At 38.1% G+C, this 21,081-nt stretch carries 22 protein-coding genes; 4 read left to right on the top strand and 18 right to left on the bottom strand.

The window, feature by feature from the left end:
- Nucleotides 1-3 precede the first annotated feature (3 nt).
- The 3 genes from QUG14_RS24435 to QUG14_RS24425 are packed head-to-tail and all read right to left on the bottom strand — an operon-like array spanning nucleotide 4 to nucleotide 2,498.
- Nucleotides 4-1,173 carry an acetoin utilization protein AcuC gene (locus QUG14_RS24435; RefSeq protein ID WP_289343059.1) on the bottom strand — a complete coding sequence of 390 codons (1,170 nt, stop codon included), beginning with the start codon at nucleotides 1,171-1,173 and terminating at the stop codon, nucleotides 4-6.
- Nucleotides 1,170-1,817: an acetoin utilization AcuB family protein gene (locus QUG14_RS24430; protein ID WP_289343058.1), complete on the bottom strand. Its 648-nt coding sequence runs from the start codon at nucleotides 1,815-1,817 to the stop codon at nucleotides 1,170-1,172. Before QUG14_RS24430 ends, QUG14_RS24435 begins: the two co-directional genes overlap by 4 nt.
- Nucleotides 1,818-1,865: 48 nt before the next feature.
- Complete coding sequence (locus tag QUG14_RS24425) at nucleotides 1,866-2,498, bottom strand: GNAT family N-acetyltransferase (protein WP_289343057.1); 633 nt, start codon at nucleotides 2,496-2,498, stop codon at nucleotides 1,866-1,868.
- Nucleotides 2,499-2,698: 200 nt separating this feature from the next.
- Between QUG14_RS24425 and acsA the strand changes: the two genes are divergently transcribed.
- Nucleotides 2,699-4,417, top strand: a complete 1,719-nt coding sequence (acsA, locus tag QUG14_RS24420; protein WP_289343056.1) for an acetate--CoA ligase — start codon at nucleotides 2,699-2,701, stop codon at nucleotides 4,415-4,417.
- A gap of 83 nt (nucleotides 4,418-4,500) precedes the next feature.
- Here the strand turns inward: acsA and ccpA are convergent, their stop codons facing one another.
- From ccpA to QUG14_RS24395, 5 genes are all read right to left on the bottom strand, one after another.
- Nucleotides 4,501-5,499 (bottom strand): catabolite control protein A, encoded by a 999-nt coding sequence (gene ccpA, locus QUG14_RS24415; RefSeq protein WP_289343055.1) that lies wholly within the window; start codon nucleotides 5,497-5,499, stop codon nucleotides 4,501-4,503.
- Between the two features lie 592 nt (nucleotides 5,500-6,091).
- On the bottom strand, nucleotides 6,092-7,168 hold the full coding sequence (locus QUG14_RS24410) for a bifunctional 3-deoxy-7-phosphoheptulonate synthase/chorismate mutase (RefSeq protein ID WP_289343053.1): 1,077 nt from the start codon (nucleotides 7,166-7,168) through the stop codon (nucleotides 6,092-6,094).
- A 226-nt stretch (nucleotides 7,169-7,394) separates the two neighbouring features.
- Nucleotides 7,395-7,730 carry a bacillithiol system redox-active protein YtxJ gene (gene ytxJ / locus QUG14_RS24405; protein WP_289343051.1) on the bottom strand — a complete coding sequence of 112 codons (336 nt, stop codon included), beginning with the start codon at nucleotides 7,728-7,730 and terminating at the stop codon, nucleotides 7,395-7,397.
- A gap of 87 nt (nucleotides 7,731-7,817) precedes the next feature.
- Entirely contained in the window at nucleotides 7,818-8,165 is a 348-nt protein-coding gene (locus tag QUG14_RS24400; protein WP_289343049.1) for a YtxH domain-containing protein, read from the bottom strand.
- 30 nt (nucleotides 8,166-8,195) lie between these two features.
- Complete coding sequence (locus QUG14_RS24395) at nucleotides 8,196-8,657, bottom strand: DUF948 domain-containing protein (protein ID WP_289343048.1); 462 nt, start codon at nucleotides 8,655-8,657, stop codon at nucleotides 8,196-8,198.
- Nucleotides 8,658-8,876: 219 nt separating this feature from the next.
- On the opposite strand from QUG14_RS24395, the gene QUG14_RS24390 reads away from it, so the two are divergent.
- Nucleotides 8,877-9,992 (top strand): aminopeptidase, encoded by a 1,116-nt coding sequence (locus tag QUG14_RS24390; protein ID WP_289343047.1) that lies wholly within the window; start codon nucleotides 8,877-8,879, stop codon nucleotides 9,990-9,992.
- Nucleotides 9,993-10,281: 289 nt separating this feature from the next.
- Here QUG14_RS24390 and murC read toward each other — a convergent pair whose 3' ends face one another.
- The 7 genes from murC to QUG14_RS24355 all read right to left on the bottom strand — a co-directional run bounded on the left by murC (nucleotide 10,282) and on the right by QUG14_RS24355 (nucleotide 17,717).
- Nucleotides 10,282-11,583 carry a UDP-N-acetylmuramate--L-alanine ligase gene (gene murC, locus QUG14_RS24385; RefSeq protein WP_289343046.1) on the bottom strand — a complete coding sequence of 434 codons (1,302 nt, stop codon included), beginning with the start codon at nucleotides 11,581-11,583 and terminating at the stop codon, nucleotides 10,282-10,284.
- Nucleotides 11,584-11,784: 201 nt separating this feature from the next.
- The gene (locus QUG14_RS24380; protein ID WP_289343045.1) at nucleotides 11,785-14,109 is read right to left on the bottom strand and encodes a DNA translocase FtsK; all 2,325 of its coding nucleotides are present in this window, start codon (nucleotides 14,107-14,109) and stop codon (nucleotides 11,785-11,787) included.
- A gap of 93 nt (nucleotides 14,110-14,202) precedes the next feature.
- Nucleotides 14,203-15,015 (bottom strand): DUF1444 domain-containing protein, encoded by an 813-nt coding sequence (locus tag QUG14_RS24375; protein WP_289344225.1) that lies wholly within the window; start codon nucleotides 15,013-15,015, stop codon nucleotides 14,203-14,205.
- An 82-nt stretch (nucleotides 15,016-15,097) separates the two neighbouring features.
- On the bottom strand, nucleotides 15,098-15,412 hold the full coding sequence (locus QUG14_RS24370) for a thioredoxin family protein (RefSeq protein ID WP_289343044.1): 315 nt from the start codon (nucleotides 15,410-15,412) through the stop codon (nucleotides 15,098-15,100).
- A gap of 14 nt (nucleotides 15,413-15,426) precedes the next feature.
- Nucleotides 15,427-15,918, bottom strand: a complete 492-nt coding sequence (locus QUG14_RS24365; protein WP_289343043.1) for a hypothetical protein — start codon at nucleotides 15,916-15,918, stop codon at nucleotides 15,427-15,429.
- A gap of 145 nt (nucleotides 15,919-16,063) precedes the next feature.
- On the bottom strand, nucleotides 16,064-16,582 hold the full coding sequence (locus tag QUG14_RS24360; RefSeq protein ID WP_289343042.1) for a DUF84 family protein: 519 nt from the start codon (nucleotides 16,580-16,582) through the stop codon (nucleotides 16,064-16,066).
- A 61-nt stretch (nucleotides 16,583-16,643) separates the two neighbouring features.
- On the bottom strand, nucleotides 16,644-17,717 hold the full coding sequence (locus tag QUG14_RS24355; protein WP_289343040.1) for a M42 family metallopeptidase: 1,074 nt from the start codon (nucleotides 17,715-17,717) through the stop codon (nucleotides 16,644-16,646).
- 167 nt (nucleotides 17,718-17,884) lie between these two features.
- Between QUG14_RS24355 and QUG14_RS24350 the strand changes: the two genes are divergently transcribed.
- Complete coding sequence (locus QUG14_RS24350) at nucleotides 17,885-18,199, top strand: PepSY domain-containing protein (RefSeq protein ID WP_289343038.1); 315 nt, start codon at nucleotides 17,885-17,887, stop codon at nucleotides 18,197-18,199.
- A 58-nt stretch (nucleotides 18,200-18,257) separates the two neighbouring features.
- Here QUG14_RS24350 and QUG14_RS24345 read toward each other — a convergent pair whose 3' ends face one another.
- On the bottom strand, nucleotides 18,258-19,097 hold the full coding sequence (locus QUG14_RS24345) for a YtnP family quorum-quenching lactonase (protein WP_289343037.1): 840 nt from the start codon (nucleotides 19,095-19,097) through the stop codon (nucleotides 18,258-18,260).
- Nucleotides 19,098-19,178: 81 nt separating this feature from the next.
- Nucleotides 19,179-19,820: a tRNA (guanosine(46)-N7)-methyltransferase TrmB gene (trmB, locus tag QUG14_RS24340; protein WP_289343036.1), complete on the bottom strand. Its 642-nt coding sequence runs from the start codon at nucleotides 19,818-19,820 to the stop codon at nucleotides 19,179-19,181.
- A gap of 132 nt (nucleotides 19,821-19,952) precedes the next feature.
- On the opposite strand from trmB, the gene QUG14_RS24335 reads away from it, so the two are divergent.
- Nucleotides 19,953-20,231 (top strand): YtzH-like family protein, encoded by a 279-nt coding sequence (locus QUG14_RS24335; protein WP_289343034.1) that lies wholly within the window; start codon nucleotides 19,953-19,955, stop codon nucleotides 20,229-20,231.
- 1 nt (nucleotide 20,232) lies between these two features.
- Here the strand turns inward: QUG14_RS24335 and QUG14_RS24330 are convergent, their stop codons facing one another.
- Nucleotides 20,233-21,006: a phosphotransferase family protein gene (locus tag QUG14_RS24330; RefSeq protein WP_289343032.1), complete on the bottom strand. Its 774-nt coding sequence runs from the start codon at nucleotides 21,004-21,006 to the stop codon at nucleotides 20,233-20,235.
- Between the last annotated feature and the right edge of the window lie 75 nt (nucleotides 21,007-21,081).

Below are 21,081 nucleotides of genomic sequence, written 5' to 3'. Positions count from 1 at the left end.
CCTTTATTTTTTAGAGTTTTGATAATTTCTGATAGGATATAGTGCTTTTTCGAGTGTCAGTAGATTCTTTTCTGTTATTTCTGCTTTTCTAGGTATCGGTTTATACATATCATCAGGGTCGTCCCAATTCACAGGAAGATTGACTGGTGCTTTCTCTTGCCAGTAATCTAGCCAATCTTGAGGTAAACTTCCATAACAGTTTGAGTTTTCAGTCATCTCCATCCATATTAATGACCAGGCCCTTGGAACCACTCTCCAAATATCATAGCCCCCGCCCCCGACTGCAATCCATTTACCTCCACAATATTGATGCGCCATTTCATGTGCAAGTTTTGGGATTTCACGATAAATTTTCATTGAAGCTGATAAATGGGTTAAAGGGTCATAATAATGAGAGTCCACTCCATTTTGAGTCAGGATAACATCTGGTTTAAAAAACTCAGCTACTTCCTTCAGTGATTGACGATAAACATGGAGCCAAGATTCATCCTCTGTAAATGCATCTACTGGAATATTGAAAGAATAACCATAGCCCTTCCCTTGCCCTCTTTCGCTTACATTTCCAGTACCGGGGAACAAGTATCTTCCGGTTTCATGAATGGATAAGGTACAGACATTCGGATCGTCGTAAAAGGACCATTGAACACCATCCCCGTGATGGGCATCCGTATCAACATAAAGAACCCTGGCATTATATTTATTTTGCAAGTATTTAATTGCTACTGAACTATCATTATAAATGCAGAAACCAGAAGCTTTACCTCGAAATCCATGATGAAGTCCCCCCCCTAGATGAAGGGCGTGCAGGGCTTTGCCTGTCATAACTTGATCGACAGCGGTTAGCGTTCCTCCAACTAATAAAGCGCTTGCTTCATGCATATTAGGGAAAATGGGTGTATCCTCCGTCCCTAATCCATAGTTTTCGGCCACTGTTTGTGGTAACTGACCATGCCCTGCCATCTTAACAGCGTCTATATAGCTTGGATCATGAACAAGGCTAAGTTCCTCTTCTGTTGCCTGTCTTGGAGGAATGATCTGCTGAGGGTCAAGTGCATTCATTTTATGTAACAAATCTACTGTAAGTTTAAGTCGGAACTGATTAAAAGGATGATTACTGTTGAATTTATATTTCAACAGTTCTTCTGAAAATACAAATGAACATGAATCCGTCATAGGGAAACACCTGGCAGATTAGGCCATAAAACATCATGACCCGATTGTTTTAAATCCTGTATAAGTGCAGTTGGATTCATCGTTTGCAATCTTATAACCAGTATTTTGAATTGGTCATCTTTTTTATCCGGATATACAAGTACGCTCAGAATATTCGCTTTTCTACTTTTAATAATAGTTGTAATATCACTAAGCTTTCCTGCAAGATTTGGTACTCTTATTTCAATTTGAGAGCCAGGTTGGTGGGCGCCAGTCAACTCAACAAGTGTTCTCAAAAGGTCTGTTTCCGTAACAATTCCAACGAGTTTTTGATCGTTTGTAATTGGCAGGCAGCCAATTTTATGCTCATAAAACACTGCTGCTATTTCCTCAACAAAATCGAGCGGATGTCCTGTGATAACATCCTTCTTCATGATGGAATCAATAGGTTTTTGTAAATCCTCCAAATGCTCATTAGCACGAAATATAGACGGGGCCGCTTCACGTATATCAGACAGAGTTACAATGCCAACAAGCTGCTGCTCGTCGTTTATAACAGGGACGTGCCTAATTTTTTTTGCTTCCATTAACCGCATTGTGTCCGCAATTGAAACAGTTGGAGTAACCGTAAATATTTCTGTTTTCATTATTTCTTCTACTATCATCCAAATGACCCCCTCAATTTTCTAATTAAATTTCAGGTGTAATTCCGATCAATACATAAATCGGTTCATAAATCTCAGACGGTCAAACCGTTGGATTGTTTCCATATCCACCCTTTTTCCAATTCTAGCCATTAGACAATTAGCAGGGTGTGAACATATTTCTGGATCATCCGTTGCATACCATTGGAGTCCGCCCGCATTCATCATTTTCTCCATGATTTTCCGATACTCCCAAACATTTAACCCTGTTCCTTTTAAATCCCAATGCCAATAATATTCTGTTGTTATAATTAAGTAATCCTCCATAGCATCATCCATCATTGTAACGGTGAGGAGATTTTTGCCGACAGCGCAGCCTCTAAATTGTGGAATTACCTCAATGGCGCCTAATTCAATTAGATTATCCATTTTGTCTTCAGACCATCTTTCAAGAGGATCTGGAAACAGATATGTCACATAGCCAACAATGGTATGGTGAAGCCTTGCGATAATAATTCTTCCCTCTTCTAGTTGTGCAATCCCAATTAAAGCTTGATGCTGCTGTTCTGGGGGACGAAAAGCGGTAAGATGTTCGTGAAATTCATAGCCTGCAAGCTTATCTGAGGTAATTGGCCCTTCGATAATTATGTTTCCATGCGGAGTTTTTAATTCTTTCGCATTGTACGTCTTTTTGTGTTCCATCCCTACACCACCTGAAAAAATCATTCGCATATCAACTCTATTATACATAATTTCTATCATATTTTAGCACCTTCTCATAATTTTCTGTTAAGTTAGAAAACTATGTGACAAATTACTGAAAAAGATAAAACTTTTTTAAAATTGAGAATAGTTACTATTTGTACTATAATTATCTCATACTAGCATAAGGGGGAAATGGAATGAAAGTGGAAAAGCTGCCGGTTATGCATGGTGAGCATAATCTAGAAAATTATGAAGAGAAATATAAGAGCTTCAGCTGGGAAGAGACAGAAAAGGAATTCTCTTGGCATGAAACAGGTCTCGTTAATTTGGCGTATGAGGCAATTGACCGTCATGCTGAAACCTTCCGAAAAAACAAGGTAGCCCTTTATTATCGTGATAATTCTAGAAATGAAAAATACACCTTCAAAGAAATGAAAGAGCTTTCAAATAAAGCTGGGAATGTCTTAAAAACATATGGAGATGTAGAAAAAGGAGACCGTGTATTTATTTTTATGCCTCGGTCACCAGAACTTTATTTTACTGTGTTAGGTGCAATTAAGCTTGGGGCAATTGTTGGTCCATTATTTGAAGCTTTCATGGAAGGTGCTGTTCGGGATCGTTTACAGGATAGCGAAGCAAAAGTCCTAGTAACTACACCTGAACTATTGGAGCGTGTACCTGTTGAAGAACTGCCAGCATTAAAGCACATTTTCCTTGTTGGTCAAAACATTGAAGAACAAGGGCCATACGTTGACTTTATGAAAAAATTTGAGACAGCAAACAATCAGTTGAGAATTGAATGGGTTGACCGTACGGATGGGCTCATTCTTCACTATACTTCAGGTTCCACCGGCAAACCTAAAGGAGTATTGCACGTACATAATGCTATGATCCAGCATTATCAAACAGCCAAATGGGTATTAGATTTGAAAGAAGAAGATGTTTATTGGTGTACCGCTGACCCAGGCTGGGTTACAGGAACATCTTATGGTATTTTTGGACCATGGTTAACAGGGACGTCCAACGTTATTGTTGGTGGACGTTTTAGTCCTGATACATGGTACAAAATGATAGAAGATTTTGGTGTAACCGTATGGTATAGTGCACCAACTGCTTTCAGGATGTTAATGGGTGCTGGAGATGAAATTGTTAAGAAATACAATTTAAGCAGCCTTCGTCATGTCCTTAGTGTTGGGGAGCCTTTAAACCCTGAGGTAGTAAAGTGGGGAGTTAAGGTCTTTAACAAAAGAATCCATGATAACTGGTGGATGACGGAAACAGGAGCACAGCTTATCAGTAACTATCCATGCATGGAAATAAAGCCAGGTTCAATGGGTAAACCGATTCCAGGTGTTGTGGCCGCGATTGTCGATGATCAAGGCAATGAACTTCCACCTTATCGTATGGGCAATCTTGCTATTAAGAAGGGCTGGCCTTCCATGATGCATACGATTTGGAATAATCGTGAAAAATATGAGTCCTATTTTATGCCAAGCGGATGGTATTTTTCCGGCGATTCTGCCTATATGGATGAGGATGGGTACTTCTGGTTCCAAGGACGAGTGGACGATGTTATTATGACCTCTGGTGAACGCGTTGGACCATTTGAAGTGGAAAGCAAGCTTGTGGAGCATCCTGCTATTGCTGAGGCTGGAGTAATTGGTAAGCCAGACCCTGTACGGGGGGAAATTATTAAAGCTTTCATTGCCTTACGAGACGGCTATGTACCATCAGATGAACTTAAGGAAGAGATTCGATTATTTGTTAAAAAAGGACTTGCCGCACACGCTGCACCTAGAGAAATAGATTTCCGCGAAAAACTTCCGAAAACAAGAAGTGGTAAGATTATGCGACGTGTCTTAAAGGCATGGGAACTTAACCTGCCAACAGGTGACCTATCAACAATGGAAGATTAAAAAACAAGGAAGCGCATAGACAAGATGCGCTTCCTTTCTTTATTTTGTCTAGCTCCAGCGTCAAGGCGCTTCTGCTTTTCTAATTAATTAGTTGATTGACGGTGCTCGATGCGGTGTGGTAGAACAACAGTTTGTTCCTCTACTTCTTCTTTGTTCATTAATTTTGTAAGTAAACGCATAGCCACAGCTCCGATATCGTATAAAGGCTGAACGATTGTGGTCAGCTGCGGACGAACCATTAATGAAAGTCTTGTATTATCTGATGTGATCACTTCGAAGTCTTCAGGAATTTTATATCCTTTATCCTCGGCACCATGTACGACACCAAGTGCCATTTCATCTGACCCAACCAAAATTGCAGTTGGTCTATTAGGAGCTTCTAATAATTTGTCAAATGCTTCTAGGCCAGAGTCATAGGTGTAGTCACCTTCTACAATAAGTGACTCATTAAAATCTAATCCTCCATCGGCAAGTGCTCGCTGATATCCTTTGAGCTTTTTGTGGAGATTTCTTGGCTCTTGTAATGGTCCCACTACAAATGCTATTTGCTTATGGCCTTTATCAATAAATTCCTTTACTGAGTCATAAACAGCTTGCTCATAATCAATATTAACAGAAGGAATTTGCTCAGATTCTTCAATAGATCCAGCTAAAACAATTGGAACTGGGGACTTTCCAAATTCCACCACATGTTCTTCTGTAATATTTCCACTCATAAAAACAATACCATCCACTTGTTTTCCAAGCATTGTATTTAATAAGTGTAATTCTTTCTCTTTGTTTTGATCGGAATTGCTTAAAATAATATTGTACTTATACATCGTTGCGATATCTTCGATTCCACGTGCTAATTCTGCAAAAAAGATGTTTGAAATGTCGGGAATAACCACCCCAACTGTTGTTGTCTTTTTACTAGCTAATCCTCTAGCTACTGCATTTGGACGGTAACCAAGTCTATCAATTACTTCTAAAACTTTTTTTCGAGTAACAGGCTTTACATTTGGATTTCCATTGACCACACGTGAAACGGTTGCCATCGAAACATTTGCTTCCCGGGCAACATCATAAATTGTAATATTCACGTTTAACACTCTCCTTAAACACGCTACGTATTTTCTTTATTTTACAACATTTTTCATCAATTTAGTCATTTTTTGTCTAGCTCCAGCGCCTAGCCCCTCGAGGTCACTTCGGTCCTGCAGATGAAGTCAAAAAGCACGACTTCACCCATAGGCCCGCAAGTAGCCTGTCGGGGCTGACCAAGGCGCCTCCGCATTTCTGCTTGTGAGAAAATATACAAACTTTCATATGTATTTAATCATACGATAAGAACCACCAAGTCGCAATGATATTTGTTCTCATTTTCACAAATTTTCATTATTTAATAATAGGCTGTGTTAATTCAGGCTGTTGTTTTGCGCTCCACTAAGGAATTTGAATATTCACCGCAGTGACAGGCTGTTTTTTGCCTGTCACGAGGCGCTGTGCTTTCCGCGGGCTCGCCCGTGAGCCTCCTCAGTCGTTCCGACCTGCGGGGTCTCACGGCGCTCGTTCATCCCGAAGGAGTCAAGCGCATTCCGCTCCAATCAACAGGTTCTTAAATCAATAGTATCCTTTAACACAGCTTAATATTAAAAAACCTTCTGCAAAGGTTGCAGAAGGTCTTCCTCTTATTTAAATTCTAACGAGGTTCGATGCAAGCAGTTCACTGTAGAATGTATTAAACTGATCGAGATTCATTTGCTGTTGAGCATCGGATAGTGCTACCGCAGGATCTGGGTGTACTTCAGCCATAACCCCATCTGCACCAATCGCAAGTGCTGCTTTTGCAGCAGGAAGAAGTAAATCTCTTCGACCAGTTGAATGTGTAACGTCCACCATTACAGGTAAATGTGTTTCTTGCTTAAGAATCGGTACAGCAGAAATATCAAGTGTATTTCTTGTTGCCCGTTCGTACGTTCGAATACCACGTTCACAAAGAATAATTTGGCCATTTCCTTGTGCCATAATATATTCTGCAGCATTAATAAATTCTTCGATGGTAGCAGCAATACCGCGTTTTAAAAGGACAGGCTTATTAACTGCACCTGCAGCTTTTAATAGCTCGAAGTTTTGCATGTTGCGGGCACCAATTTGGATCACATCGATATAATCCATAGCCATCTCAATATCAGCTGGATTTACGATTTCGCTGATAACTGCCATATCATACTCATCTGCTACACGTTTTAAGATTTTTAACCCTTCAACCCCTAAACCTTGGAAATCATAAGGAGATGTTCTTGGCTTATAGGCACCGCCACGTAGCAGTTTTAAACCTTTTTCTTTCATTGCTTTCGCAACTGTCGCAACTTGCTCATAAGATTCTACTGCACATGGGCCAAAAACAAAATGCTGCTTACCATCACCGACGGTTTCACCCTTTAAATTTACAATTGTATTTTCAGGCTTCTTTTTTCTAGAGACTAGAAGCGCCTTTTGATGGTCATCTTTTTGCAAATCTAAGCCAGCTTTAAAAATTTCCTTAAATAAATGGTCAATCGTTGCATTATCAAATGGACCATCATTATGCTCTTTAATTACATCAAGCATTTTTCTTTCACGAACAGGATCGTATTTGTAAACACCTTGACTTTCCTTAGCTTTCCCAATCTCTTGGACAAGTTGAGCTCTTTCATTAATTAGTTTCAACAATTCTAAGTTAAGATCATCGACACGTGTCCTTAATAGTTCCAAATTACTCTTGCTCATTCGTTGTCCCCGTCCTTTCAATAGCATGACAGAATCAAAAAGATCATAGCTCAATGCTGTCAGCTAGCTCCCTTATTAGTAAATTTTTTAATTATTCAATAATTAGGCTAATTATATCTAATAAGTTCCATTTTGTCACGAAATAACTCTTTAACGATTAAACGCTTTTAAGCACTAAAGTAAGATGTTTAATAATCCATTCTATGCTCAAATATTCATATGTTGCCTAAATATTTTCACTTAATGCAGTTGCTAAAGAACGATTTGTAATCTTCCAATGTGATGCATTCCAAACTGCCTTACCATCTTTAAAAAGCAGAGCCTGTGGAGATTCATGCTTAATTTCAAACTTTTCAGCAATTTCATTGGATAATGGCCGTGCCTCTTGGACCGCAAGATAATAGGTTGGTACGCCTTGATTTCCTTCTGCATACTTTTGATATTCCTGATAAGCAGCGTGGCTAATTGGACATGTTAAACTATGTTTTAAAAGAAAAAATTTGTCCTCTTGTTTCAATAAATCTTCTAATTGGTCTAATGTATCAATTTTATTTAGCATCATTCTATCCTCCAAAATTATAAACGGTGAAGTCATTCTATCACTTCACCGTTTTTGATACAAATATTTCGATTAGTTAGTTGAAAACTCTTAATGTGTTACTTTGTATTCTTCCTCTTCAAACGCTTTTTTTGCTTCTTCTAGTTTTTTCCTTATTGAAAGTTCATCCACAGAACCTTCTGTATTCGATTTTGGCACTCCACCTATCGGGATATAGTGATCTTCTTCTACATCTGCTGGTGTCTTTGTCTTATTCATTAGTTGGACCGTCTTTTCCTTAAGTGTCCCCGCTTGATTGTTAAGTGTACTTCGAAGTTCCTTTCCCGATTTGGGGGCTAAAAAGATTGCAGCCGCAGCACCCACTAATCCGCCGATAAGTGCCCCAAGCAAAAAACTACTCGACGTTTGCTCACTTTTTACTTCTCTCGTTTCACTCATAATGGATTCCTCCCTTATTTAAATAACATACTATCTTGATCTAACTCTTCTAATTTCTTCAGCACTACCTTGGTTTTTTTCTTGCTTCTTAGCAGTCCACTTATCTTTTAGTTCAAGGAAAACATTACCCCATTGCACAATTTGCGAGATTTTTTCTTTATTTTCTTCTACTTGCACATCAAATGATTGCGTTAAATTTTTTAAAGTACCATTAAATTTATTGACTGTTGTTCCAACATCTTTTACAGCAGTAATCACACTGGTTAGATTCTGTGACTTCTCTTGAATGTCATCAGCAAGAGCATTGGTCTTTTGTAAGAGTTCTGTCGTCTCTTTAGTCACTCCATCCAACTGTTTTTCTAACCCAATTAACGTACTTGATACACTAGAAAGAGTTCCTTGAAGTGATTTAAGTGTCTTGGCTAGGTAAATAACTAGCACCAAAAACGCAATCGCAACCAATGCGACGCTTAAGTATAAAATAATTTCCATTCGTTTTTACCTCCGCATATATACCATTATGTATTACCTATCTATTGCCTTATTAAACGTTAATAGGTATCTTAATACTACTTCAAGATAATTGTCTCATTTTCCTGCTAATGATTACAATACGTTTTACTCTTAAGTTGAAATTTTATCACTTTACGAATGAATTCGGTTACAATAAATAATGTATTATTACTTTTTTCGTTGGAGGTTTACAATAACATGAAAGATCCACGTATTGAAAAGCTAGCTAAAAATTTAATTAACTACTCTGTAGAGCTACAAAAAGGTGAAAAGGTATTAATCGAGAACTTTGGCCTGCAGCGCGAGCTTGTTACTGCACTTGTTAAGGAAGCCTATCTTGCTGGTGGATATCCATTTGTACTTTTGAAAGATCAACAAGTAGATCGTGCATTACTTCTTGGGGCCGAGGATGAGCAATTTAACATGATGGCTGATTTTGAAGCAAATGTTATGAGCAAAATGGATGCATACATAGGTCTTCGTTCTGGTGATAACATTAACGAGCAGGCAGATGTGCCAGACGATAAGATGAAGATTCACGGAAATACAATTGGGAAAAAGGTTCATCGCGACATCCGTGTTCCGAAAACAAAATGGGTGGTTCTTCGCTATCCAACATCAAACATGGCTCAGTTAGCTAAAATGAGCACTGAAGCATTCGAGGACTTCTATTTTGATGTTTGTAATTTGGATTATGGCAAAATGAATAAAGCCATGGATAGCCTTGTCGAATTAATGAACCGGACAGACAAGGTTCGTCTTACTGGTCCTGGGACAGATCTTAGCTTCTCCATTAAGGATATTCCTGCTATTAAGTGTGCTGGCCATGCGAATATCCCAGACGGGGAGGTTTACAGTGCACCCGTACGGGATTCAGTAAATGGAGTTATTACCTATAACACCCCATCCCCTTACCATGGGTTTACTTTTGAAAATGTAAAACTAACCTTTAAAGATGGGAAAATAGTTGAGGCAACTGCTAATGATACAGAACGTATCAATAAAATATTTGATACAGATGAGGGTGCACGCTATGTCGGAGAATTTGCCATCGGTGTAAATCCATATATTTTAACCCCAATGCAAGATATTTTATTTGATGAAAAAATCGCTGGCAGTTTCCACTTCACTCCTGGTCAATGTTACGATGAGGCATTTAACGGAAACCACTCCAACATTCATTGGGATATGGTAAATATTCAACGTCCGGAATATGGCGGAGGAGAAATCTACTTCGACGATGTACTCATTCGTAAAGATGGACTTTTTGTTATTCCTGAACTAGAAGGCTTAAACCCTGAAAACCTAAAATAGTTGGCTGTGTTATAGGAATTATTAATTTTGGCACTCTGTTGATTGGAGCGGAAGGCACGAAGACTCCTCGAAAATGCTATCGCATTTTCTTCGTGCGTGGGAGAATTCAAAGAGGAAAATCAATGTCCTGCGGGAGGACGGGGCAGGGGAGACCCCACAGGCGCTAAAGCGCCGAGGAGGCTCCCCGGACCGCCCGCGGAAAGCGAAGTGCCTGGAGTGGAAATCAACAGACAAGTTAAACACAGTCAAATAAAAAGGATGTCCGTTTGGTTACGGGCATCCTTTTTTGTTATAACGTTAACTGATTTTCATACGATTCCTGGAATTTCTGAATATCTCCTGCACCCATAAAAATAATTACACTATTTTTATGTTTCTCAAGCAGAGTAGTATTCTCTTCTAACAGGATTTCAGCACCTTCGATTCTCTTTTGCAAGTCGTTAATCGTCAGTTTTCCATGGTTTTCTCGTGCAGAACCAAAGATTTCACATAAATAAGTCTTATCCGCAAGTCTCAAGCTTTTAGCAAAGTCCTCAAGAAAAGCCTGCGTACGAGAAAAAGTATGTGGCTGAAATACTGCTACAATTTCACGATCAGGATATTTTTGATTGGCCGCATCAATAGTAGCTTTAATTTCTGTCGGATGATGTGCATAATCATCAATTAAAATTTGTGAGCCAATTTGTTTCTCAGTGAATCTTCTTTTCACACCTTGGAAGCTGTTCAATTGTTCCTTAACAATTGAAACATCAATTTCTTCGTAATGACATAACCCAATGACCGCAAGCGCATTTAGAACACTGTGCTCACCAAATGTAGGGATGGTAAATGTATCATAGAATGTATTACGAATAAAAACATCAAAGGTGGTCCCACTTGTGGCTTTCACAAGATTTTTAGCTTGATAATCATTCTCTTCATCAAAACCATAGAACAATACTGGAACCTTTGCCTGAATCTTTTGAAGTTGTTCATCATCCCCGTAAGCAAATATCCCCTTCTTAACTTGAACGGCCATTTCTTGGAATGCTGAAAATACATCATCAATATTAGCAAAATAATCTGGGTGATCGAAATCAATATTTGTCATGATTGCATAATCGGGAAAATAGGACAAAAAGTGTCTTCTATATTCACATGCTTCGAAAACAAAATATTTAGAGCCTTCTTCGCCCTTACCAGTACCGTCACCAATTAAAAACGAAGTCGGCTTTGCCCCCTTAATAACATGAGCAAGCAGTCCGGTTGTAGACGTTTTACCGTGTGCTCCCGTAATGGCCACACTTGTAAAATTTTGCATAAAATCGCCTAAGAAACGGTGGTAACGAACAATTGGTAATCCGAGCTTCATAGCCTCTTGAATTTCCTCATGTGAATCAGGAAATGCATTACCAGCAATAATAGTCATCCCCGGTTTAATGTTTTCTTTTTGAAAGGGGAGAATCTTTATTCCGGATTGTTCAAGGGCCAGTTGAGTAAAAAAGCGCTTTTCGACATCGGAGCCTTGTACATCGAATTTCATATCATGGAGAACTTGTGCTAATGCACTCATTCCTGACCCCTTTATACCTACAAAATGGTAAATAGTCATATAAAGAACCTCCAACCAACGTCTATCTGTAAAACAGTATATGACATCTATCTTGAAATGCTAATTGTTAACACTTTAACTCGATAATGAATAAAAGTCTATAGGGTAATCACATTTAAGTATTATAACATTGTTTATCAATAAAAACTATTTGATACATCAAGACTTAATATTTTCTTATGCTATGAAGTAGACTAGAGATTAATTTATTGTACCAGTATCTTGCAAGGACTCCAAGTCTGACTCTGTAATCAATACTTCTCTAGGCTTGCTGCCATTTGCACTTGTGATAAAACCATTGGATTCGAGCATATCCATCAGCCTTGCTGCACGGTTATATCCGATTTTAAATCTCCTCTGTAAACTAGAGGTGGAAGCCAGACCCTGTTCAATAATAAACTCACAAGCTTCATAAAAGAGTTCATCTTCATCTTCAGTAATCTGTGCCTTTTTTAATAGTTCCTCTTGTTCGAACAAGTATTCAGGCTCGCGCTGCTCTCTTACATGCCCGACCACAAGATCAATTTCCTCATCAGACACAAAGGTTCCTTGTAGACGAACAGGCTTGGAAGATCCATTTTCTAAAAAGAGCATATCACCACGACCGAGTAATTTTTCAGCACCACTTATATCAATAATGGTTCGAGAATCCACCTGTGAAGAAACAGAAAAGGCAACCCGTGTCGGGATGTTGGCTTTAATTAACCCAGTAATAACATCGACTGAAGGTCTTTGTGTCGCTACAATTAAATGAATTCCACATGCTCGTGCTTTCTGGGCAATTCTACAAATAGCTTCTTCAACATCCGCGGGTGACATCATCATTAAATCTGCTAATTCATCGATGATAATCACAATAAACGGCAGTTTATCACTATATTGTTTATGCTTTACTGCAAGTTCATTAAATCGATTGATGTCGCGAACTCCCGTATGAGCAAATAGCTCATAACGTCTTTCCATTTCATCCACAGCCCATTTTAAGGCTGCAGTTGCTGCCTTTACATCGGTTATTACCGGACTAACCAGATGAGGAATTCGATTATAGGGAGCAAGCTCTACCATTTTTGGATCAATTAATAATAACTTTAAATCTTCTGGACTTGCTTTAAACAATAAACTTACTAAGATGGTGTTAATACAAACACTCTTCCCAGAACCAGTAGCACCAGCTATTAACCCATGAGGCATTTTCTTTAAATCTGTAACAATTGGCTTCCCAGAAATATCGAGACCAAGTATAGCTGTTAATGGAGACGGTGACTCAAGGAAAACTGGGCTTTGAAGAATTTCATTGATTAATACAGGGCGTGATTTTTGATTTGGTACTTCAATGCCAATCGTATGTTTACCTGGAATTGGCGCCTCAATTCGAATGTCTCTGGCTGCAAGACTTAATTTTATATCATCACTTAGATTTGTAATTTTGTTTACTTTAACCCCAGGCTCCGGTTGAACTTCAAACCGAGTAACAGCTGGTCCTTGCGTTACATTCACAACACTTGCACCGACATTAAAATTCTGCAGGGTTTGGTTTAAAAGCTCCTCTTGGTACAATAACCATTCCGTATCATCTTCAACAATAACAGGGGGTTTTAACAAGTCCATTTTAGGAAATACATATGAATTTGGCCCTAAATCTCTTGGGACTTCATCTTTTGCCACAATGTTGTTAGATACTGGTTCAGCCTTGGTATCAGTTTGAATCCTTTGCAGCGCTTCTGTTATTACATCCTCAATTGAGTTACTTAGTTTAATTTCCTCTTTTGTTTCGAGATGCTCTGTTTTTAACTTCGCTTCAGCAATATCTTTATGAACCTTTACTCTTTCATCGGGTAAAGTTCTTCTTTTTTTTCTTTCTTCCCATTTTAATTTATCCTGTTTTAGCATCATCACATTGAAAGGAAGATGAGATCGTTTTCGGCTGTGCGGCTCTCTAGAATCCTGCGTTTGTTCTTCCTTCGATTCAACTACTGGGGACTCTTCACTTTCCACAATCACTTCTGATATGGCAACTGCTGTTTCAGAAGCGGCTATTTCAACTTCCGTTAGGATCTCTTGCTCCGATGCCTCGTTACTAGAAACCTGTAACGTTTCAGTTTCATCATCTAGAATATGGCTTAACTCATGCTCGACAATTTCGTCTAATTGTCTAACGGGTCTGCTAAACCCATAAATAGGTGAAGGAATTTCGGTCAGACGGAACGGTTTTTTATTTATCGGAGGCGTAATTTTCTTATTTACCTGAGTATTCTTTGCTTCCGAACTTCTTATTTCAGTACGTTGCTCTACCCTCTTTTGTCGGTGTGGTTTTTCTGATTTCACGATTGGAACTTCTGGTTTCAATTTGAAATGCAGTTGACCTTTTGGATACTGATATGAAATTTTTGTATCTAGATGGCGTCCCTCCTCCATTATCTTATGAGGCAATGACCTCTCCAGTTGCTTGTTATGTATGTCATATTCAGCATATTCATCCTCATTGTCCTTTATAAACCTTTGAAAAAAGTTTTGGATCCAACTCAAAACTATCACTCTTTCTACTGTTTCTATCACTCTATTTTAACAGGTAATATTAATTTTTCGACAAAAAATCTTAGAATAAGTAAAAAAGACCACTTACCGTGATCCTTTTTCATCCTGATTCCGTGTTTTTCCTAAAATAAAAATCGGCTCTAGTTCTCCATCCTCATACAAGAAAGATAAGGCCGTTATTGGCACACGTCCATTTGCAAAGAAGCTCATTGCCATTTGTGCCAAAACATCATACCCTGTATTGTTTTGAATATCAGCTATAATTAAAACATCCTGGTGTGGAACTGCCAGGACCATTGTCCCTGTTATTTTTTTCTTCATATCATTTAAAAAGCCTTTATTTAATATCCTGCTAGCGTCATAACCATCATTTGAATTTAGGAAATAAAAAGTGTTGCCTGCTACTTGATCTTCTTTTAATGATGTCTTTAAAGACCTGACATTAAATAAGGCAATTTCTTTAATACGGCTTTCCCGCCATCCTTCTTTTTCCATGATTCTCGAATCAATTAATCGGTAAGTGTTTCCCATGTCATAAGCATAAAATATTTTTGTTTCTGCTGTATGCTCCTCTGTTAAGAACGGAACACCTTCCTCCGCTTCAATCGGGAAAGAAGTGGAGCGTATAACGGGGAAAATCTTTTTCTCATGGTCCGTTAACTGGACTTGGTCTGTCATAGCCCTGAGTCCCTCTTCCACATAATAAACCACTTCATCAATGGCCTTATCTTTCTCAGTATGCCACTTAGCCACAATACCACCTAAAGTAATAGTGATTCCTTTACCAAGGGCTTTATTTTCAATTCGCAGTTGATCCTTTTCTCGATCATAAGTGATTAGCCTTTCAACATTCGCTAAGCGTGCTTCTAATTCTCTTTTCATTTTAATACTATCCATTTTCATCAAAATCCCTCCAAACCACTTTCATTGTACATGAAAAAACCACCATCTCAAAAGAAGATGGAGGTTTTTGAGGTAATTATTTAAGACCGGTAATAAATTCTTCAATTTCCTCTTGTGTTTTCCTATCTTTGCTTACAAAACGACCGATCTCTTCACCATTTTCAAATGCGATAAAACTTGGAATACCGTATACATCTAACTGTTGGCATAAATCGATAAACTGATCTCTATCAACATGGATAAAAGTAAATTGGCTGTACTTTGTTTCTATATCTGGGAGAAATGGTTCAATAATTCGACAATCTGGACACCAGTTTGCAGAGAACATAAAAATCGTTTTCCCTCCATCACGGAGTTGTTCAAATTGCTCCATCGATGCTAAATTCTTCACACGAATACCTCCAATTATTTATCATTTACAACAGATTTAACGATTTCCGTCATCACTGCCGCTTCATTTTTTAAACTGCTCGTTTTAATCAATGTAGTAATCTTAGTTCCGCCAATACCAATTGTCATTTCATTCATATCTTCTTCGAGTTTCTTGATAATTAAATAACCAAATTGTTTACTATCCTTAAATTGTTCATTAATCTCTAGGTCTTTATTTTGTGCAACAGTTGATTTATAAACAACATCACTTACTTTATTTTCTTGTGGGTTATTAAAAAGAATATATTGTTTCGATCCATTTTTTAAAAGAATATTATTGGGAGATTCTTCTTCAATTTCATAACCAAAGGGCAAATAAAAGTTAATATCTCCACCTTTTTCATTTGGCTTTTTTGCCTTTTCATTTAGTGCTTCTTTTACTACATCAATTGTTTCTTTACTCTCTGCTTTGAAATTTGAATTTCCACATGCACTAAGTAACACAACAGATAAGGTTATAATCAATATGGCATTAAAGAATTTCAGTTTTCTTCGCCTCCTATAACGACAAATGTCCTATCTCTATCATACCTTCCATAATATTGAAAAGACAAGTCTTTTGTCGATTATTGTTGTCGAAATAGGAAGTATTTCGATGAAAATGCCCTATTTAATCCTTCATGGATCTTTGATAGTGATATTGCCCAACTAAAAGATTCATGATATGCGAAAACATCTCTGAACGATTAATTAAACCATTTGTGAAAATTCCAACAGCCCCTTCATTCTTGCGAACATTAGCCTTTTTTGCATAATCATCCATTACCGGACCAAGTTCTTCACCGGCTCTTAATCTGTCTGCTATTTCAAGTGGGAGAAGAAATCTAGCTCCCCCTGCAATAATAGGCGGCTTTTCTTTCGAAGCAAGTGCACCCCAATTACACAGTAATAAACCTTGAGTTGACTCTTGTACGCCTCCCTCAAGCCCAATTCCAATATCGCCATTACCCATTTCTAATGCCCCAACAGCACGGTTGATTGCCCCTTTAATTGTCTCGTCATCCGAAAATGGCTGTTCTCTTACCCCGGAAGGAATGTCTAACGAAAGAATCTCCGTTTGTTGATAGTGAAAAGCATTTTTAACTGCGGCAATCTTCGCAGGGTTATTGGAACCAATAATTATTTTCATTACGCCATCGATCTCCTTTACAAATAAAAAGAAGGCAAATTAATGCCTCCTCGTCTGTACTTTAACTGTTTGCCTTAATGGTATCTACTGTAGTTTGGTCACATGCTTTTACAAGTTTTACAATTAATTCTTTCGCTGCCGCATAGTCATCAACATGGATCATGGAAGCATGTGTATGAATGTACCGTGAACAAATGCCAATTACACCGCTTGGGACACCTTCATTGGATTGATGAACACGGCCTGCATCCGTTCCACCCTGTGAAACAAAGTATTGGTAAGGTATCTGATTTGTTTCTGCTGTATCCAGAATGAATTCTCTCATTCCGCGATGTGTGACCATTGATCGATCAAGAATACGGAGTAATGCTCCCTTACCTAATTGACCAAATTCGGATTTACTTCCTGACATATCGTTAGCAGGACTAGCATCTAACGCAAAAAAGATATCTGGATTAATCATATTCGCGGCTGTTTGAGCCCCTCTTAGTCCTACCTCTTCTTGTACGGTTGCTCCGGAATAAAGAATATTCGGTAAGGATTCATCTTTCACTTCTTGAAGCAATTCAATCGCAAGACCACAGCCATAACGATTATCCCAAGCTTTAGCAAGTATTTTCTTTTCATTTGCCATAGGGGTAAATGGGCAAATAGGCAGAATTGACTGACCAGGTCTAATTCCAATGTTTTCTGCATCTTTACGATCGTCTGCCCCGATATCAATTAACATATTTTTCATTTCCATAGGCTTGTTTCGCTGAGCGTCCTCTAATAGATGGGGAGGGATTGAGCCTATAACACCAATTACAGGTCCATTATTTGTCATTACCTGAACACGCTGAGCCAGTAAGACCTGGCTCCACCAGCCTCCGAGCGGTTGAAATCTTAACATCCCATTATCGGTAATAGCAGTTACCATAAAACCAACTTCGTCCATATGGCCAGCTACCATGATCGTTGGACCATTCTGATTTCCTTTTTTGACACCAAAAATACTCCCCAATTTATCTTGGACAATTTCATCCGCATATTGAGATAATTGCTCTCTCATAAAATTTCTTACTAAATGTTCGTTTCCTGGTGCCCCTGGAAGTTCTGTTAGAGTTTTAAAAAGATTTAACGTCTGTTTATTCAAAAGTAATTCCCCCTCAATGTTGTTTTTCAATTATATGTATATATTTAATATTACTGATATTTTTCTTTCCTTGCTATCAATAAATTTGTCTGAAGAATTTATTATGTTCTTTCAAGTAAATGAGATATACTGGAAACAAACGCAATTGGAAATTTAGGAGGTGCCTTATGAACTGGAAATCATTTATCCTTGGAGCCGCCGTTGGAGTAATCAGCGGTTATGCTGTAAAGGAAATTATTTCTCAAAAAACATATGTTTCACCTGAAAAAGTTTTGGAGAATGTAAAAAAACAATTTAATCAAAACGGACCTATTAGCGGCTCTTGGATACATATGGTAACAGAGCCATTTGAAAAGCATCAAATCAAGTATCAAGTCTATAAGGGCGGAATTTCCAAAAGTAATAATGGAGTGAATGAACAATTCGAATTTATTGCTGACGCATCCACCGGAACCCTTTTAGATGTTAAAGCCTCCACTTAAGATAGCTATAATAAACGAAAAACCGTATCCATAAAGGTACGGCTTTTTTATCGTCACCTTATTTAACTCTCTTTATACTGTTTACGATTTGCCCATCTGTTCCCCATTTAACTGCTCGATAGAAAGCATCATGGTAAAATGTAAACCATACGTCCTTATCCATTACATAATTAGCCCATTTTTCTTTTGCTGCAATAGAGTCCATTGGATAGTCGTCATAAGCCATGACCCATAATGGATTTTTATGTGCATGTGTAGGCATTAAGTCTGCCATATGAATGGCAATCTCTCCTTCATCCTCAATCATTACGATAGAATGTCCATTGCTATGTCCACCCGTATGAAACATACTAATGGCACCTAAACTCCATTTTTCATCAAAAGGAATAACCTGAGTTTGAATTGGCTCCCAATTTTCTTTCCAATATGTACTTTTTGAGCGTATATTCGGGTTCCTCATTTCTTCCCATTCGATGGTTGAGGTAACAATCTTGGCTTTTGGGAAGGTTGACTTATAAATCCCATTCTCCAATTTCGTCAGTCCACCAACATGATCGTTGTGCATATGAGTCATTAACACATAATCGATATCCTCTGGATTTAGCCCTAGTTTATTTAAAGAGCCCTCTACGTCAGATTCTGCTGTTACACCAAAATTTCTAAGTTGTTTTTCCGATAATTTTCCTTTTCCAAGTCCAGCTTCCAGCAATATATTCTTGCCATTCATTTGGATTAAGATAGGATCTGTAGGAAGTTCGATTTGATTATTGTCATTAGGCGGGTACCTTTTCGACCATAGCGGTTTAGGAACCACTCCAAACATTGCTCCACCATCTAGGTTTGTTACACCACCGGATAACCACGTAAGTTGAACTGTACCTATTTTTAAAGACTCCATAACCTGCCCCCTTTGACCTGATAGTTAATATTTTATCATATAAAAAAAGGACAGTCTTTTGAATAGACTGTCCTTGCGAGATTAGTTTTGATATTTTACTTCACAACGGTAAATTCGGTTTCCCATTTCAGAAAACTTTTGCTCATACTCTGTCATGATGTTTCCTTCATAATTACTTTTATGAAGATCAAGGCTAAGGAAAGTTAATAATAAACCATATTCAGAAAAACTTTTTAATGAATATTCAAACAAGCCTTGATTATCGGTTTTAAAATGGATTTCTCCTTTATCAACCAATATGTTTTCATAAAGCTTTAAATAATCTTTGTACGTTAATCTTCTTTTTTCATGACGTGTCTTTGGCCATGGATCTGAAAAGTTTAAATAGACTCTGTCAACATCATTTTTTTCAAAATATTTATCTAAATTACTTGCATCGATATTGAGTAATCTTAAGTTTGGTAAATCTGCCTCAATTAAGCGATCTAAAGCAGCAACGATAACGGAATCATAAATCTCAATTCCCATATAATTAATATCAGGGTTTGCCTTTGCCATTTCGGTAATAAAACGGCCTTTTCCCGTTCCTACCTCGATATGAATAGGCTGTTCATTATGAAATACTTCATGCCACTTTCCTTTATGTATTTCTGGATTAGCGACAATATATTGTGGGTGTGCTTCTATCCTATCCTTTGCCCAAGGTTTATTCCTAAGTCTCATTTTGCCACTCCTAAAAGAATATTGTTTTTATTATTGGTAATTATGGGGTTTCTCATGAATGTATAAACAAAAAAAGAATTCACAACCTAACTGTGAATTCTTTTTTATTTCACTTGAAAGGGTGCATCGAACATGCCATTAAGTCATCAGGACCAAGTATCATTACTAAAGGATATATTAAATAATCACCAAACCGATTGCTGTGGATCTGTTTCCGAATGTGAACAATTGGAACGATTAGTAAAATCTCTGATGGTTAATACACAGATCGATCAAAATGTTAAAGGCATTTTGCAGGACGTATATAATTACAGTCAACAAGGCGCCGGGACAGCCGACTTAGATGAGCATATTCTTTCTAATCAGAATAATTTATCACAATGGGTTTCAAATATTGATACCTATTCCTAAATCACAATAGCTCATCTAAAAATGCAATCCATTTATCCGTTTCCTCTAACCGATCTTTGTCTTTGTAAAATTGAATTGACGAAAGGGTTTGAAGTGCAACATACCATCTCATTCTCAGTTTTAAGTTTTCTGTTAACGGTTTTCCATACATGGCTAACCAGTTAGTCCAATTACTTTCTGGAATATACCAATAAAGCAGCATCCCAAGGTCAATTGCCGGGTCTGCTATCATTGCACCATCCCAGTCAATTAAATACAACTGGTTGTCTTCCGTAAGCAGCCAGTTGTTATGGTTGACATCACCATGACAAACTACCTTCTCGTCACAATAGACATTTGCTACTTCATCTAATAGAAAACTCAATGTTTTTTTTACAATAGGTAACGATAACACTTCTTCATCCAATTGCTCGACAACCGATTGAAAAATCGTTTCTGGTTGTAAGGGCTGCTTCTCTAGCCGGCTCAGCATTCCTACCATCGGTTCAGAGCGATGAATCTTCCTAAGCATCCTCGCAACGCGCTCATCATCCATGTCATGGTGCTTTAATTCTCGGCCAGGCAGCCACTGCTGTGCTGTAATCACATCTCCGTTTTCCAATCGCTTTGTCCAAACAAGCTTTGGGACGATTCCTTCTGCAGATAATACCGCTAGAAAAGGAGAGGAATTGCGTTTTAAGAAAAGCCTTTGGTCTTTGTAGCTAGCATAAAAGGCCTCTCCCGTTGCGCCCCCCGCAGGGACAATATCCCATTCTTGTCCTAATATATGTTCCAAAATTGTTCACCTTCAATTTATGCCGTTCTCAAATGGGAAAGATTACCCATTTAGTAGTTATAGTAAAAAAGTTAG

Origin of the sequence: Neobacillus sp. CF12, assembly GCF_030348765.1 — a bacterium.
GTDB lineage: Bacteria > Bacillota > Bacilli > Bacillales > Cytobacillaceae > Neobacillus.
This window is presented reverse-complemented; position numbering and strand designations above follow the sequence as displayed.

Bases quoted from the DNA above. Each gene is read 5' to 3' on its own strand.
- QUG14_RS24360 (WP_289343042.1), bottom strand. From the start codon at position 16,582: ATGAAAATAATTATTGGTTCCAATAACCCTGCGAAGATTGCCGCAGTT.
- QUG14_RS24410 (WP_289343053.1), bottom strand. From the start codon at position 7,168: ATGAGCAAGAGTAATTTGGAACTATTAAGGACACGTGTCGATGATCTT.
- QUG14_RS24350 (WP_289343038.1), top strand. From the start codon at position 17,885: ATGAACTGGAAATCATTTATCCTTGGAGCCGCCGTTGGAGTAATCAGC.
- trmB (WP_289343036.1), bottom strand. From the start codon at position 19,820: ATGAGACTTAGGAATAAACCTTGGGCAAAGGATAGGATAGAAGCACAC.
- QUG14_RS24430 (WP_289343058.1), bottom strand. From the start codon at position 1,817: ATGATAGTAGAAGAAATAATGAAAACAGAAATATTTACGGTTACTCCA.
- QUG14_RS24425 (WP_289343057.1), bottom strand. From the start codon at position 2,498: ATGGAACACAAAAAGACGTACAATGCGAAAGAATTAAAAACTCCGCAT.
- QUG14_RS24390 (WP_289343047.1), top strand. From the start codon at position 8,877: ATGAAAGATCCACGTATTGAAAAGCTAGCTAAAAATTTAATTAACTAC.
- QUG14_RS24395 (WP_289343048.1), bottom strand. From the start codon at position 8,657: ATGGAAATTATTTTATACTTAAGCGTCGCATTGGTTGCGATTGCGTTT.
- QUG14_RS24400 (WP_289343049.1), bottom strand. From the start codon at position 8,165: ATGAGTGAAACGAGAGAAGTAAAAAGTGAGCAAACGTCGAGTAGTTTT.
- QUG14_RS24375 (WP_289344225.1), bottom strand. From the start codon at position 15,015: ATGGATAGTATTAAAATGAAAAGAGAATTAGAAGCACGCTTAGCGAAT.
- QUG14_RS24345 (WP_289343037.1), bottom strand. From the start codon at position 19,097: ATGGAGTCTTTAAAAATAGGTACAGTTCAACTTACGTGGTTATCCGGT.
- acsA (WP_289343056.1), top strand. From the start codon at position 2,699: ATGAAAGTGGAAAAGCTGCCGGTTATGCATGGTGAGCATAATCTAGAA.
- QUG14_RS24435 (WP_289343059.1), bottom strand. From the start codon at position 1,173: ATGACGGATTCATGTTCATTTGTATTTTCAGAAGAACTGTTGAAATAT.
- QUG14_RS24335 (WP_289343034.1), top strand. From the start codon at position 19,953: ATGCCATTAAGTCATCAGGACCAAGTATCATTACTAAAGGATATATTA.
- ytxJ (WP_289343051.1), bottom strand. From the start codon at position 7,730: ATGATGCTAAATAAAATTGATACATTAGACCAATTAGAAGATTTATTG.
- murC (WP_289343046.1), bottom strand. From the start codon at position 11,583: ATGACTATTTACCATTTTGTAGGTATAAAGGGGTCAGGAATGAGTGCA.